The organism is Pantoea sp. 18069, assembly GCF_902706035.1.
Taxonomy (GTDB): domain Bacteria; phylum Pseudomonadota; class Gammaproteobacteria; order Burkholderiales; family Burkholderiaceae_C; genus Comamonas.
In genome coordinates this window covers 33,499-48,342 of record NZ_CACSJA010000007.1, presented here as the reverse complement: position 1 = coordinate 48,342, position 14,844 = coordinate 33,499, and the positions used below count along the sequence as shown (strand labels likewise).

Sequence of the window (14,844 nt, the reverse complement as noted above, 5' to 3'; positions counted from 1 at the left end):
GTGCCGCGCCATTCGGGCTAGGTCAGGTTCAAGCCGCCATCCGACATCAGGATTTCGCCCGTCAGATAGTGCGACGCCACGAGCATCGCCACCGCCTGGGCGATGTCCTCGGGGCGGGCTGCGCGCTGCATAGGCGCGCGCTCCTTCCAGAGCTGCTGCGCCTGCGTCCAGCCCGCGGTCAACGGCGTATCGACCAGGCCCGGCGCCACGGCATTGACGCGGATGTCGGGCGCCAGCGAAAGCGCAAGCAGCCGCGTCATATGGTTCAAGGCCGCCTTGCTTGCGGCATAGGGAATGGATGCGCCTTTGGGCCGCACGCCCGCATGCGAGCTGATGTTCACCACGCAGGCCGGGTGGCCCGGCTGCGCCGCGGCGCGTAATGCCGACTCGGCGAGCGCCACAAGCCGGAACGGTGCAACCACATTGACTTCGTGCAGCGCGTGCCAGACGGCGGGCGTTGCGGCCGCGAGATCGGCATGCGCAATCACCTGGCTGATGCCCGCATTGTTGACCAGCACATCGAGCCGCCCCCAGGCGGCTATCGCTTCCTGCACCAGCCGCTCGCGGTCGGGCTCGTTCGCCAGGTCGGCTTGTACATAGATGGCATCCCCGAGCTCGGCAGCCAGCGCCTGGCCCACGGCGACCGAGCTGCGCGAATGCAGCACCAGGGCGAAGCCCTCGTTTGAAAGCCGCCGCGCGATGGCGGCGCCAATGCCGGAAGTGGAGCCGGTAACGAGGGCAACGGGGCGGAGTGTGGGCATGAAAGCGGGGGAAATCGAAGGCTCGGCAGGGGCAACCGTCCCCAGGGGCCAAGGCTGACGTATTGAGAAGTGGTGATTGTGCGCGCTCCAGTTGGGCGCGGGCAATGCCTGCAGGGTCCTCCTGGCGCTTGGCTGTATTTTTTTCTTGGCGGCATGTCGCGGGCCCACGGGGCTATCTCTCGCATGGCAGGCGAGCGCTTGCTTTGTGCACTTGAATGCAGCTTACATGAAATAGATATATAATGACTAACTCTTACCGAAAGCGATTCAGACATCTGCCTATCAGGGGTGCAAGCTTGCTGCGTGATCGCCGCTCCTGTCGCACGTTGCTCCGCAGCGGATTTCAGATCCGAAAGGCATGGGTGCCCTTCGGGCCGTGGCCATGGTTTCTATCCAGGATTCGGCAATGAAAACATGCCCGCGCATGAACGCGGCCCACAGCCCGGCAAGCAGGTCTGGCAAAAGCGGCCTGAACCGCTGCATCCTCGATCAGGGTGGTCAAGTTCAGGCGGCAGTTGGCGCACAAGATGAGCGGGAGCGGCGGCCCTGCTGCCCGTGCCGCGGCCACGTTGCGCCTGAAAACCGGCGCACGCAGCAGCAATTCCGCTGTGTCGCATACGGCCATGCCGATGACTGCAACTTTACGTTCTCTCAAGAAACAGCTTTTTTTGTCAAATAAATCAACGACTTAGAAAGCACTCGATTTGAGCAAACAGCGGCGAACTATGGGCGGCCTACGCTCAAAATACCGACCCTTCGACAAGCTCAGGGCGAGCGGGGAAAACCGTTCGTGGTGAGCCTGTCGAACCATGAACGGCCTGCCCTCAAGCCCCGCTGTTTCTTGTCAACGCATTGCGAGGCTTGGCCTCGCTTACCTTGCTCAGTCAGAAGGCCGGCGAGCAGATGTTGCTGTCGCTGAGAAAGGAGCTCCTGTGGCTGAATGCGGGCAGGCCTGGCCTTTGGCCGCAAGTACCTTGGCTACCGCCTGCGGCGATGATCCAGGGACACGCTAGAAATTGCTGTCGCACCCAAGGCGCTCCACATGTTCATGCAACGCATACTGCGCATCACAAAACGGGTGGGTGGCAAAGGCATGGTTCAGTTCGCGAAACAGATCAAAGCGCCGGATGGCCAATGCAAAGGGTGCTTTAGCGGCTAAAGAACTTGAATCCATCAATTGAACACAGCTTACATAAATTATTTTTAAGAACTAACAAGAAGACACGCCAAAGAACAAACCACATGTAAGCAAGATCCAAGTCTGGCAGAAGCAATGATCTCGGAGTGAGCACCAACCTTTTGCCATTCGATCGTTGGTCCAGCAAAAGCTTGTTTCAAGCCCGGCATCAATGCGCAAGGCAAACCCAATCGCGCCGATCACACGGGCTTTGATCCCAGCCCTTTGCCTATCTGTCACATTTGGTCACAGCCAGCAACGCTGCCCGTCTACGCCTTCGGTGATCTGCCTGCGTCTGCGCAAAAATGTCATGCATTTCCCATCCGACAATGATCGAAGTCCTGGTGATAGCCTCGCAGGAACAGGCAGGCACGCTACAAATAAGACAACTGTCTGGCATCAGGAAAAATCCTCAATCTCCTATGTTCTAGGGAAAAGCTTGCCGACGATGCTCAGCGATTGATAGTTTTTTTAGGCGAAGTCAGAAAAAACTTGTCAACATTGTTGTTCGGCCTTATGCTTGCGCCCTCAAACATGAGATATGTTGGTTAATGCCATGGCTAGAGCGATTCAATTCAAAACATCTGTAGCGACAGCCCTGTCAGGCCTGGATGTTTCCGCAAAAAAATTGCAGGAGTTGGTAGGCCGCGAAAAGCCTGCGGGCCAGCACCACATGAAGTACACGCCTGCCGACATGCGCGCAGCGCGTTACCGCGCGGCCGGCCTGGTGCCGCCTACAACGCATGCGCTTCCGTTGGGCTCCGCGAGCCTTCCGCCGGTCATCGTGACCCGCATGACCAAAGGCGGTGTCGGCAAAACCAGTGTTTCCGTGAACGTTGCCTCATCCTTGGCGATGATGGGCTTTCGGGTGCTGGTCATCGATGCCGATCCCCAGGCGTCGGCTTCGAACCTGCTTGGCATTGATACAACTGGTTACGAAACCGATATCCGTCACATCGGTCACTTCCTGCGCAAGGCCGAGAAGGAACCCGATGCCGAGTTGCCCTCGGCAATCAAGCATATTTATGAAGGCGGATTTCTCGACCTGATTCCGGCCGACATCACGCTCGCGGAAACCGATGCCAGCCTGGTTGCGGTCATGGCCAGCCACGCGCGTGCGCAGCTTTTCCTGAACCGAAACGGCGCGTTCCTGTCGAGCGCCTATGACGTCATCATTGTCGACACCGCGCCAGGCACCACGCCGATAGGGCTCGCGTTCTCGTTTGCCGCGAAAGTCTCGGGCAAGGTCTTGACGATTGTCGAGCCCGAAGGCAGCTGCCTGCGCGCGCTCGATTCCCTGGCGTCCAATCTGGCGGAAATCCAGTCGGTGACCGGCGCCGAAGTCGGCATGGAAGTGGTCATCAACAAATACCACCCCAGCCTCAAGCATGTGCGCGAGAGCATGGGCTTTCTCTATTCGAAGTACGGATCGATGCTCAATGACTCCATCATTCCGCAGTTTTCCGGTTTTGCCCGCCAATTGAATCCCAATGCGCGCGAAACCGCGCCGCTGGTCGAAGTCGAGCCCAGCTCGGTAGGCGCCGCTGCCATTTATGACGTCGCCAAGAGCCTGATTCGCAGCTACCGGATCACCATGCCAGGCATGCCGGTTGGAGAATGACAATGGCCAAACCACCGCCAAAGCTTTCCGGCCTGATCAGGAGCGGATCCGTCGTTCCTGCTGTGCCGCTGCATGCGCTGCCGGATATGCCGGTGGCCAAACCCGATTCGACGAGTGTCCCGGCCGGAAACGATGACCAGGCCGCTGCGCCAGTCCAGCCGCCAGAACGCTACGTCCAGCAGATCAGTCTCCAGTTGATCGACGCCAATCCGCTGGCTCCGCGCGAAGTCTATACCTCCGAGATGATTCTTCAGCGCGCGGAAAACCTGCGCACGCAAGGCCAGCACGATCCGATTCACGTCATTCCGAATCCCAGCGCTGTGGGCCGGTTCATCATCTGTGATGGCTGGACACGCGTGCAGGCATGCCGGGAACACAAGGTGTTCGAATCCCTGCTGGCGGAAGTCCACCTCGATCTCAGCCTGGAAGAATCCGCCTGGTTTGGCTACGAACAGAATGAATGCCGGCAGCAGCATTGCGACTTCGACCGGGCGATGTTCTATGAGAAGCTGATCATTGCGGGAGAGTCCGCTTCGGATATCGCGCGCCGGGCCAAGCTCTCCAAGACACTGATGAGCTTTTACCGCGCCTACGCCAAGCTGCCCGAAGATCTTCTGGAACTGGTGCGCCAGCATCCCGAGAAGTTCGGCGCCAATGCAGCCTACCAGCTGCTCAAGGTGCACGAGAAGTGCGGCCAGCGCCGGGCAGTTTCTCTGGCCAACAAGTTCGCCGCCGAAGATCAGCCGCTGCGCTGGCTGTCCAACCAGGTGCAGGCCTTTTTGAACCCCTCGGGTTCGAAGAGCGCGAGCCCGTCCAAGCAGATCAAGTACTCCAACGGCTACTACAAGCAGCGTGGCGATGTCTTCGAAGTATCGATCGCCGTGCCTGACGACAAGCGGCTGGCATTTGCGACGGCGCTCGAAAACCTGCTGGATACGGTTGCCGTGGTATTGCCCGCCGAGCCTGAAAAGCCGCAGGCTGCCGACAAGCCTGGCCTCCATGACTGAAACCGTTTATACGCATAAACAAGCCGCCGAACGCAAGCCCGTGCGGCCTGTTTGCTTTTTGCGCGTCCGGCGCTCGGGAGCTCTTGCGTATCAACGCCTTGCTCCTGGCGCCATTCAGGCGCAGGAGGCGGTTTCGTACGCTGTCGATACGCATGAATTTCAGACCCCATGCACGCTGCAAGGCGTCTTGAGCATGGCGGTCGACCATGGAGTTCATGCGTATCCGCAGACTTTGCCTGTACTGCAGGTGATCGCTTCGCCATTGACATCAGGGACAACGGTTTATACGCATAAACCGGTTTTCGCCATGGCCAGTCCCGGTGGGCTGGCGGCTGCAAGCGCCTGCTGTCTCCAGCAGAGCCCCAGTGCCTGGTCTTCAGGCACTGTTTATACGTATAAACAGATGCATGCGCCTAGGGTGCAGCGGCCAGCCCCGCGACGAGGGCACCGACGGCCCACCCAATGTGTTTATACGCATAAACACCCCCAACCGAACCCCGCCCCGAGCGGGGTTCGGTGCGTCTGGGCCCTGAAAACCGGAGAACGACCATGACTTAAGTACCAGCACTTTCGTTCAGACAACAAAAAACCCTCAAAGCGCCAACTTTGAGGGTTCCTTGTGAATCTTGATGATTCTTCCCAAATTCCCTTCAACCGACGGAAATCGGTCAAAAGCTCTCCGAATGAGCGAATAGTAAGGGAACCGAGAAGAAGTCGTCAAGGGATTTTCGTGTCCTTTGGAGACTGCGATGGAAAAACTCGCCCCTACTGTTTACCCTTCGATGATTGCGCGAGCCTGCTCGGCGCTCGATGAGTCGCCTTTGTTCCGAGATGTGCCCGACGGCTATCTCCGGGTGATTTTTCGCATCATCAAGAAAATCAACCTGATTCGGCTGAATTCGCCGATTCTGGCCAGTCGCGGCACACTTGCCAGCGAATCGGGCAAATCGGTGGAAACCGTGCACCGCGTGGTCAAGTGGCTCGAGGACCGGGGACTCATCGAAAGAGTGCAGAAAGCCCGCGCCGGCCTGCGCGGCTCCAGCTCCCCGCTGATTCCTACAGTCAAGCTGCTCGATGCGCTGCTACTCACCGACGCTACCCACGCCGGCAAACCCCCCGTGGTCGCGCCCGCGCAGAATCTGGCGCGCAGCACACCCGCACCGGCAGCCCACACCCTGACGGACCGCGGCACGCAATTCGAGACATTCGGCAAACTCAAGCTGCCCTCGGACCTGGCCTGGCTGGTGCGCGAACAAGGCATGCAAGGCACGGGCGTTCTGCAGTTGATGAAACTGGCCAAGCAGGCCAAGCAGCGCCTGTCGGATGTAGTCGGTGCAACGCGCCAGTACCTGGAAAAACTCGAAGGGCGCCGGCTCTATGCCTACCTGCGCGCCCTGCTGAGCAGCGACAAGGATTTTGCTCAGCGCGCGCAGGCAGCCACCAGCGAAGCGTTAGAGCAGCAGCAGCAGAGCTACCTGCAGCAAAAGGCCGCGGCGTTTGCCGGGCAGACGTTCCAGAGCCGCGACGCCAGGCTGATGGTCACGGTCGACGCCTGCGGCATGCTGCTGGAAGAACGCGAAGGCCGGCGCGCAGCGCGACCGATGTGCCAGACATTCCTCGATGCCATCGCCGCGGGCCGCTTGATTGCCCGGCGAGATGCCTGAGCGGTTCGTAGATTCAGGCGAAATGTGGATAACTTTGCAGCCACCAGACGTCAGCGCTGACGCCTCTAAATCAGAGTTTTAAAACCACAATCTAAAGAGAACAACCCGCTGTGCGTGCTTTTTCTTCGATCTCGACCATGAATATCAACCGGTGCAGCGCCGCGCACCGTGCTGCTGGACAGCCGTCGATACATGCCCAGGCGCACAGCAGCAATCCGCGGAGTCTGGCGAAGGCCACGGGAAAACCCTTGCCATCGACAACGGGCACCCTGCCGATGAACGGCCCTGGAGCCATCTGCCATGCCGTCTCCTGCGCGTTGGCGAACGCTGCCGACATTGCACAGCGATGCTGCGCGCGCAGCCTGACGGACACAGATGCAGCGACCCGGGAAAATCCATGCCGTGCATTTCGACCTGCGCATGCTGATGCAGGAATTGCCGCGCTGCGGCAGCCAGCGCAAGCGCGTTGGGCAGAGATCGCCCACGCAGTCGGCGAATGCCTGCAGACGGGCAGACGCCGCGCTGCACCGTCCAGCGCGGAGCAACAGTTGCCACCAGGCTCGAACCTCGGTGCAGATTTATTTTTCATCCACTGCATCCAAAGCCCGATCTGGCGGGTAGTACCAGTAGCAGCTCATCGAGTTGCCTGGTTCAGCCCCCACTTTTCTTCTGGAGAATTTCCATGAAAACGCTTTCTGCTTGCATCCTCGCTCCCGTCGGCCTGATCACTTCGGCGCTTTTGCTCACTGCATGCGGTTCCATGAACAAGTCGCAGCACTTCAATCCCATGAGTGTTCCGGAAACCATTCGCGTGCCTGCAGGCAACAAGGTCGCCTGGGAAACCACGACCGGACGCGGTCAGATCACTTATGAATGCCGCGACAAGGCCAATGCGCCTGGCCAGACCGAATGGGTGTTTGTCGGTCCTCAGGCCGATCTGATGGATCGCAGCGGAAAGAAAGTGGGCACTTACTATGGACCGCCGGCCACCTGGGAAGCGATGGATGGCTCCAAGCTCACTGCGACGCAACTGGCCGTGGCGCCGGCTGGTGAAGGCAACCTGCCCTACCAATTGGTCAAGGCCAACCCGGCGATGGGCAGCGGCGCCATGAGCGGCGTGACCTATATCCAGCGCGTGGCCTTGAAGGGCGGCGTGGCGCCGGCAATGGCCTGCACCGCGGGCAACAAGGGACAGCGCCAAATCGTGATGTACCAGGCCGACTACATTTTCTGGAAATAATCGGGCCAGATTCTCAGGGCTTGCTCATTCCGCGGATGGGGCCGGCGCTGACGCGGGAGAAAACGATTCGACAAGGTAGTCGATCATGGCCCTGACCTTGGCTGGCGGGCGGCGATCGGGGGGAAACAGCACATGCAGGCCTCCCAGGTCGAGCGCCGGCTGATCGAGCGCGAGCGCCACCAGCGCGCCGCTGGCCAGCGCCTCGGCGACGATGAAGCTCGGTTGGTAGATCACACCCTGGCCGCCGATGGCGGCCGCGAGCAGCGCATCGCCGTTGTTGGCCTTGAGGTTGCCTTGCACCGGCACCTGGATTTCACCGGCTGAGCCGAAGGCCCAGGTGCCTTGTGCCTGCAGCGGTGACAGGGTATAGCTCAGGCAGTTGTGCCCCGACAGTTCGGCGACACGTCGCGGTGTGCCCTGTCGCGCCAGATAGCCGGGCGCGGCACAGATCTGCATCGGGCAATTGCCCAGGCGCCGCACCTTGAGCGCGCTGTCCGCGAGATGGCCGATGCGGATCGCCATGTCCCAGCCCCCCTGGATCAGATCCTGCTGGGCATCGCTCAGGCCCAACTCCACGTCGACCTGCGGATAGCGGCGGCTGAATTCGGGCAGCAGCGGCGCGATGAAGCGCGTGCCGAAGGACAGCGGCACATTCATGCGCAACCTGCCCACGGCTTGGGTGCGCTGGGCCGCGACCTCCGACTCGGCTTCGTCGATTTCCTGCAGGATGCGCCGGCTGGCCGCGAGGTAATCCGTGCCCGCGTCGGTCAGGGTCAGCCGCCGCGTGGTGCGGTGCAGCAGCTTGACTCCCAGGCGCGCTTCGAGCGCGTCGATATGTTTGGTGGCCATGGCGGGCGACATGTGCAGCGCCCGCCCCGCTGCCGACAGGCTTGCGTGGCTCGCCGCCTGTATGAACACCCGCATGCTGGTGAATCGATCGAGCATTTATTTCACACTGTGAGTAGGAGCTGTTTGGTTTATATAAGGGATTCTATGTTTTATTCATTCAAATTATCATCGATCCATGGTCCTCCGAGGCCAGGCAAACCACAGGAATCCGCATGTCCCACGCCAATGCTTCGTCCCCCGCTTCTTTGACCCAACCGGTACTGTTCATTCCCCATGGCGCCGGCCCCTGCTTCTTCATGGATTGGTCGCCGGCCGATACCTGGGACGACATGGCCGAATTCCTGCGCGGGGTGGCGGCCACGCTGCCGGCGCGGCCCAAGGCGATCGTGATGGTGTCGGCCCATTGGCGCACGCCGGGCTTCAGCGTCACGGCCGGGGCCGAACCTGGCCTTGTCTATGACTATTACGGTTTTCCGCAGCACACCTACCAAATCGACTACCCTGCGTCGGGCGAGACGGCGCTGGCCGAACGCATGGCGGCACTGATCGCGCACGCGGGCCTGGACGCCAGCCTCGACGCCGCGCGCGGCTTCGACCACGGCATGTTCATTCCGCTCAAGGTGATGTTCCCCGAAGCCGATATACCGGTGGTGCAGCTGTCGCTGCGCGAAGACCTCGACCCTGCAGCCCATCTCGCAGTGGGCGAGGCGCTGGCCGCGCTGCGCGCCGAAGGCGTGCTGATCATCGGCAGCGGCATGAGCTTTCACAATATGCGCGGCTATGGCGACGCGCGCTTCACCGCGCCGTCGCAGGCTTTCGATGACTGGCTGACCGCGGCCGTCGAAGCCGGACCAGAGCAGCGCGGCGCTGCCCTGCGTGAATGGGCCAGCGCACCGTTTGCGCATGACTGCCATCCCGCGGGCCACGAGGAACACCTGATCCCGCTGATGGTGGCCGCGGGCGCGGCCGGCCGGGACCAGGGTCGCAAGGTCTATTCGCAGCAGGTGATGAAGACGCAGCTGTCTGCCTATCGCTTCGGTTGACGGCAACTGCTCCAGCAGCAGGCATCTGTTGATGCGATGGCGCGCTGGCGAAGCGAGATCGCTCTGGACCGTGGCATCATCCACAGTGGTGGCACGCATGCACCCGCGCCCGATGGCGCGCAAATCTCACCAGCCTGGAGCCTCGACCTTGTCTGTTCACTTCGACGATTTTGACTACGAGACCACCTTGCTCGCATGCGCCGCGGGCGAGCGTGGCGCGATGCAAAGGCTTTATGAACAGGAAGCCGGGCGCCTGCTCGGCGTGGTGCGGCGCATCGTGCGCGATGGCGCGCTCGCCGAAGACGTGCTGCACGATGCCTGCGTCAACATCTGGACACGCGCCGCGAGCTTCGATCCCGCGCGCGGATCGGCGCGTGGCTGGATCTACAGCGTCGCGCGCAACCTCGCCTTGAACGCCCGGCGCGACGACCGCGACGCCGATGTGCCGCACGATACGTTGCAGGCAATCGACGACCAGGCCTCGCTGGCGGCCTGGGAAGCGGTGAGCCGCTCGGCGCAATGGGCGGACAGCGCGGGGCGTGTCGGTCATTGCCTTTCCGAACTCGAGCCGGTGCGGCGTGACTGCATTCTCTACGCCTACGTCGAAGGGCTGACGCAAAAAGAGATTGCCGCGCGTGTCGAAGCCCCGCTGGGCACGGTCAAGGCCTGGATACAACGCAGCCTCGTGGCCCTCAGGGCCTGCATGTCGTCAATTACCCCGCGCTGAAAGGCGGGGCTTGGAACTGAAAGGAATCAAGCCGGATTGACCAGGGAAAGCGGTACCCAACCCGCTACGTTGACAGCAGGTCGTTCAGACGCACCAGCGAATGCTTCCTCAGTTCGCTGCTCTGCAAGGTCCGGATCATGCAGGACAAAGGTAAAGGTCCGAAGGTCTGGATCGCAGCCCGCAAGGGCTGGAGCCGGTTGTCGACATTCCCGAGGGGAGCGGGTTCGTGAGAAATCACGCGCCCCGTCACCAGGCCCGTAAGGGCTGACCGCTGGAAAGACAGCCTGGCTGCACAGATTGCAGCGCTTGTGATCAGGAGTCGATGTGGCGGTTTTTGTGTTGGACATCCATGGCAAGGCTTTGATGCCGTGCACCGAAAAGCGCGCCCGGCTGTTGCTGGAGCGCGCTCGGGCGTGCGTGCATCGCCTCCTGCCCATGGTGATCCGGCTCATCGACCGCCAGGCCGACGCCTGCGAATTTCAGCCGCTGCGCTTGAAAATCGACCCGGGCAGCAAGACCACGGGGCTGGCGTTGGTCCGCGAGGTGGCGGCAGTGGACGCTTTGACTGGCGAAGTCCAGCTAGGCGTGGCCGTGCTGAACCTGTTGAAGCTGGTCCACCGCGGCCGGCAGATTTCCGAGGCCATGACGGCGCGCCGTCAGATGCGCCGTCGGCGTCGCAGCAATCTGCGCTATCGCGCTCCAAGATTTCTGAACCGGGGCGGCGACAAGACTGGCAGGCTCGCCCCATCGCTGCAGCACCGCGTGGACACTACCATGACCTGGGTTCGGCGCATCCAGCGCTGGGCACCCGTGCGTGCCATCAGCTCGGAGCTTGTGCGCTTCGACATGCAAGCGCTGCAGAACCCGGAGATTGAAGGCATCGAATACCAGCAAGGCACGCTGTTGCACCAAGCTGGCGTTTCAGCGGTGGTGCAAGGCATCAGTCACAGACATTGCCGCGTCGTTCAAAGGAACGACGGGTATGCTTATTTTCTCAACCCGGCCATTCGCGTAGAAGGTGTTCAGGTAAGGCCGAAAGCATAGGATGCTGCCCATCCGGCGCTCTACCTCCCCGGCATGAATACCGAGGTTTCACGCGCATTCTGATGAACCAGACCATTTCCCCGAATTTCCCCGACGACGCCGACAGCGCCCTGCAGGCGCTCGCTGGTGAATATGTGCTGGGCACGCTGTCCCCTGCAGAGCACCAGGCCGTCGAGGCGCAGCTCGCGAGCAACCCGGCGCTGCGCGACGCCGTCGATGCCTGGCAGCAGCGCTTTGTGCCGCTGGTGTCGCTGGTCGAGCCGGTGCCGCCTTCGGCCCACCTCTGGCGGCGCGTCGAGCGCAGCCTGGACCATATGCAGGTGGCGTCCAAGGCGGCGTCCGCGCGCCCGGTCCGCAAGCTGCTACCCTGGTGGCGCGATGTGCAGTCGCTGGCATTGTGGCGCGGGCTCACGGCCGGTGGCTTTGCGCTCGCGACGCTGCTGGCCGCGGTGCTGGTGCTGCAGGTCGCGGCGCCCCAACCCGGCACGCGCTATATGGTGGTGCTGGTCGCGCCGCAGGACCGTTCGCCCGGATGGGTGATGCAGACCAGCAGCGATCGCAAGATCGAGCTGATTCCATTGGGCGCGATGGAGATTCCCGCCGACAAGGCGCTGGAACTGTGGACCAAGGCCGATGAATGGGACGCACCGATCTCGCTGGGCCTGGTCAAGCCGGGCCAGCGCGTGCAGGTGTCGCTCGACCAGATTCCGGGCGTGCAAGCCAACCAGCTGTTCGAGCTCACGCTCGAGCCGCCCACGGGCTCGCCGACGGGCCGGCCCACAGGACCTATCCACTTCATCGGCCGCTCGGTCAAGGTGTCCTGAATGCCCCGTGCTGCGCGCTGCCGTGTCGCTGTGAAAAACAGCGGCGCAGCGGACTCCCGGGCACGCTTTTAGCAGCTAAAATCTGGACCTCAATATCAAGTTTAGCTAAACCTGTGCCTTGGGTCGGCGGGCTGCCGGCACCTGGGTGCGGGCCCGCAACAGTGGGTGAATTCCATGCGAAAACGGCTCAGCGAGGCGCAATTCCAGGCGTGCATCCATGGCCTGGACGTGGGGGCGCAGACCCTGCAGATCGCCCACGGTGTTCTGGTGCGTGGGCAGACGCAGGCGTCGTTTGTGCAGGCCCTTGGCCTGAGCAAGGGCGCGGTGTCGCAGGCCGTGCATCGCGTGTGGCGTGTGTTTGCCAGCAGCAACATCCCGCCAGGATATGAGCGCGTGTCTGCCGTGCTGCCGCAGCACCAGGCATTCATCGTCAAGAAATGGGCCGAAGACGCACAGGCCAGGAACAACGGATCAAAAATATGAAGACCTTGGTCGTAGCACAGCAAAAAGGCGGTGTGGGGAAAACGTCAAGTGTGGTGCACTTGGCGTTTGATTTTCTGGAGCGCGGCCTGAGCGTGGCCGTGATCGACCTCGACACCCAGGCCAATGCGTCCTACACCCTGGGGCAGTACAAGATCGAGGCCAGGGCCAGCCAGCTGTTCGGCCCGGTGCCGGCCGACGGCTGGCAGCAGGCCGCCCAGGCGCAGGAAGACGGCCCGCGCCTGGTGCTGATCGAGGCCGACCCCGAACTCGCCAACGCCGTGTTCCTGCCCTTGCCCAAGGCGAAAAAGAACATGAAGGCCAATATCGAAGCGCTCGCTGAGCAGGGCTTCGATATCTGCCTGATCGATACCGCGCCGGGCCTGGGCGTGGCCCTGGTCGCGGCCTTGTATGCGGCCGACTGCGTGCTGTCGCCGATCGAACTCGAGGCCTACAGCATCCAGGGCATCAAGATGATGCTCACGACCATCATGAACGTGCGCAAGGAAAACCGGGGGCTGCAGTTCCTGGGCATGGTGCCGTCCAAGGTGGATGCGCGAAACCCGCGCCATGTGCGCCACCTGGCCGAGCTCAAGGCGGCCTACCCCCAATTGATTGTTCCGGTCAGCATAGGCCTGCGCAGCAGCATTGCGGATGCGCTGGCCTCTGGTGTTCCGGTCTGGAAGATTCGCAAGACCGCCGCCCGCAAGGCCACGCAGGAAATGCGTGGCCTGGCCGCCTATGTCTTTGAAAAAATGGAGATTGCGCAATGAGTGTCGCAGCGAAAAAGCAAAAATTTTCCTACGGTCCCGCAGACAAGAAACCGGCGGGCCCGGTGATGGGGGGTCTTGGACTCGAGGAGATGGGCGACCTGTCGGCGCTGCTCGCGGGCCCGGAGGCCCCGGCCCCGGGCGGCGGCCCGCTGGCCCTGGAAATGGCGCTGATCGATGAAGACCCGCACCAGCCGCGCACCAAGGACAACCCGGGCTTTTCCGAGCACAGCCTCGAGGAGCTCGCGGCATCGATTCTGCTGCGCGGCGTCAAGACGCCGATTTCGGTGCGCGAGAATCCGCACGCCGAAGGCCGCTACATCATCAACCACGGTGCCCGCCGCTTTCGCGGCTCGCAACGCGCAGGGCTGCTCACGATTCCCGGGTTCATCGACAACGACTACAACGAAGCCGACCAGGTCGTGGAGAACCTGCAGCGCAATGAGCTGACGGCGCGCGAAGTGGCCGACTTCATTGGCCGCGAGCTCGCCAAAGGCATGAAGAAAGGCGACATCGCCAAGGCCATCAGCAAGTCGCCGGCGTTCATTTCGCAGCATGTGACGCTGCTCGACCTGCCCGAGCCGCTGGCCCGGGTCTTCAATACCGGGCGCGTGCGCGACGTGACGGTCGTCAACGAACTGATGACGGCGTACAAGAAGACGCCGCAGGACGTGAGCGCCTGGCTTGGCGATGCCAACCAGGAAATCACGCGCGGCTCGGTCAAGCTGCTGCGCGAGTTCCTCGAAGTCAAGAGCCAGCCGCCGCAGGCCGCCGCGCAGACGCCGGATGCGCCGGTCGCGAAAACCGACGCCCCGGCAAGGGCCGCCCCGGCAGGGGCCGCCCCGGCAAAATCCGGCAAGGCGGCGCCGGCCGCGCCGCTCAAGAATGCCGTGGTCCATGTGCTGCACAACAATCGTCCCGCGTGCCTGATGCTCGAACGCCGCCCGGCCAAGCAAGGCGTGGCCTGGCTGAAATACAACGACGATGGCCAGGAGCTCGAAGCCAGCCTCAAGAGCGTCACCCTGGTGGCGTTGCTCGAAGGCCAGGCCTGAAGCCACGACCGTGCGCCCGGTGGCTGGCGTGCGAATCGTGCGCAAAGCTGCGTTGGCGATGGAACTTTGCAGGCCAGGGCGTTACAGAAGTGACGTACTGATTGGTCAAGGGATCACCTATGTTTGCGCCCTATGAAGAACTTCTGTCTGCGCTGGCAGAAGAAGTGGGTCTCGAGGCGTCATCGCTGATTTCCTCGCAAGAGATCGTCATTGATGACCTGCCCATCACCCTGAAGCTCGAAGGCGAAGGCGAGCAGGCCGAAGTGCGGCTGTGCTGCCGGCTCGGCGCTCCGAGCCAGGCCCGCTGGGCCTTGACCATCCGGACCATGCTGCAGGCCAACCACCTGTGGACCGGTACCGGCGGCGCGACCCTGGGCATGGAAAGCGACACGGTCAGCCTGAGCGTGCGCCGGCTGCTCAGCGAGCTCGACGCCGACCGGCTGGCGGTGGTGCTCGCCAAAACCGCCGATATCGGCCTGGCCTGGCAAGACTTCATCACCCAGGACCAGAGCATTCCGGTGCTGCCGGAATTCTTCCACGGCGCAAGCAGCGTGCGCGTTTGAACAAAACCAACTGGAATCATGC

At 62.2% G+C, this 14,844-nt stretch carries 15 protein-coding genes; 13 read left to right on the top strand and 2 right to left on the bottom strand.

Annotated features, from left to right (window positions below; all coding sequences use genetic code 11):
• Positions 1 to 17 precede the first annotated feature (17 nt).
• A complete protein-coding gene (locus GVL12_RS07735) occupies positions 18 to 761 on the bottom strand; it encodes an SDR family NAD(P)-dependent oxidoreductase (RefSeq protein ID WP_159912546.1) in 744 nt (247 codons plus the stop codon).
• 382 nt (positions 762 to 1,143) lie between these two features.
• Between GVL12_RS07735 and GVL12_RS07730 the strand changes: the two genes are divergently transcribed.
• The 5 genes from GVL12_RS07730 to GVL12_RS07710 all read left to right on the top strand — a co-directional run bounded on the left by GVL12_RS07730 (position 1,144) and on the right by GVL12_RS07710 (position 7,470).
• Positions 1,144 to 1,440 carry a hypothetical protein gene (locus GVL12_RS07730; protein ID WP_159912544.1) on the top strand — a complete coding sequence of 99 codons (297 nt, stop codon included), beginning with the start codon at positions 1,144 to 1,146 and terminating at the stop codon, positions 1,438 to 1,440.
• Positions 1,441 to 2,611: 1,171 nt separating this feature from the next.
• A complete protein-coding gene (locus GVL12_RS07725) occupies positions 2,612 to 3,559 on the top strand; it encodes a ParA family protein (protein WP_306770579.1) in 948 nt (315 codons plus the stop codon).
• A gap of 2 nt (positions 3,560 to 3,561) precedes the next feature.
• A complete protein-coding gene (locus GVL12_RS07720) occupies positions 3,562 to 4,566 on the top strand; it encodes a ParB/RepB/Spo0J family partition protein (RefSeq protein ID WP_159912540.1) in 1,005 nt (334 codons plus the stop codon).
• Between the two features lie 749 nt (positions 4,567 to 5,315).
• Positions 5,316 to 6,230: a hypothetical protein gene (locus tag GVL12_RS07715; protein ID WP_159912538.1), complete on the top strand. Its 915-nt coding sequence runs from the start codon at positions 5,316 to 5,318 to the stop codon at positions 6,228 to 6,230.
• Between the two features lie 682 nt (positions 6,231 to 6,912).
• Positions 6,913 to 7,470, top strand: coding sequence for a DUF3455 domain-containing protein (locus GVL12_RS07710; RefSeq protein ID WP_159912536.1), 558 nt, complete (start codon positions 6,913 to 6,915; stop codon positions 7,468 to 7,470).
• A 24-nt stretch (positions 7,471 to 7,494) separates the two neighbouring features.
• On the opposite strand, the gene GVL12_RS07705 is transcribed toward GVL12_RS07710, so the two are convergent.
• Positions 7,495 to 8,415 carry a LysR family transcriptional regulator gene (locus GVL12_RS07705; protein WP_159912534.1) on the bottom strand — a complete coding sequence of 307 codons (921 nt, stop codon included), beginning with the start codon at positions 8,413 to 8,415 and terminating at the stop codon, positions 7,495 to 7,497.
• A gap of 116 nt (positions 8,416 to 8,531) precedes the next feature.
• On the opposite strand from GVL12_RS07705, the gene GVL12_RS07700 reads away from it, so the two are divergent.
• From GVL12_RS07700 to GVL12_RS07665, 8 genes are all read left to right on the top strand, one after another.
• Positions 8,532 to 9,362: a class III extradiol ring-cleavage dioxygenase gene (locus GVL12_RS07700; RefSeq protein WP_159912532.1), complete on the top strand. Its 831-nt coding sequence runs from the start codon at positions 8,532 to 8,534 to the stop codon at positions 9,360 to 9,362.
• A gap of 148 nt (positions 9,363 to 9,510) precedes the next feature.
• Positions 9,511 to 10,089: a sigma-70 family RNA polymerase sigma factor gene (locus GVL12_RS07695; protein WP_200843578.1), complete on the top strand. Its 579-nt coding sequence runs from the start codon at positions 9,511 to 9,513 to the stop codon at positions 10,087 to 10,089.
• Positions 10,090 to 10,413: 324 nt separating this feature from the next.
• Positions 10,414 to 11,133, top strand: coding sequence for an RNA-guided endonuclease IscB (gene iscB / locus GVL12_RS07690; protein ID WP_159912530.1), 720 nt, complete (start codon positions 10,414 to 10,416; stop codon positions 11,131 to 11,133).
• Between the two features lie 62 nt (positions 11,134 to 11,195).
• On the top strand, positions 11,196 to 11,957 hold the full coding sequence (locus tag GVL12_RS07685; protein WP_159912528.1) for an anti-sigma factor: 762 nt from the start codon (positions 11,196 to 11,198) through the stop codon (positions 11,955 to 11,957).
• A 174-nt stretch (positions 11,958 to 12,131) separates the two neighbouring features.
• Complete coding sequence (locus GVL12_RS07680) at positions 12,132 to 12,440, top strand: transcriptional regulator KorA (RefSeq protein ID WP_159912526.1); 309 nt, start codon at positions 12,132 to 12,134, stop codon at positions 12,438 to 12,440.
• On the top strand, positions 12,437 to 13,210 hold the full coding sequence (locus tag GVL12_RS07675; RefSeq protein WP_159912524.1) for a ParA family protein: 774 nt from the start codon (positions 12,437 to 12,439) through the stop codon (positions 13,208 to 13,210). The genes GVL12_RS07680 and GVL12_RS07675 overlap by 4 nt, the downstream gene beginning before the upstream one ends.
• 65 nt (positions 13,211 to 13,275) lie before the next feature.
• Positions 13,276 to 14,259 (top strand): ParB/RepB/Spo0J family partition protein, encoded by a 984-nt coding sequence (locus GVL12_RS07670; RefSeq protein ID WP_235033822.1) that lies wholly within the window; start codon positions 13,276 to 13,278, stop codon positions 14,257 to 14,259.
• Between the two features lie 119 nt (positions 14,260 to 14,378).
• Positions 14,379 to 14,822, top strand: coding sequence for a CesT family type III secretion system chaperone (locus GVL12_RS07665; protein WP_159912520.1), 444 nt, complete (start codon positions 14,379 to 14,381; stop codon positions 14,820 to 14,822).
• Positions 14,823 to 14,844 lie beyond the last annotated feature (22 nt).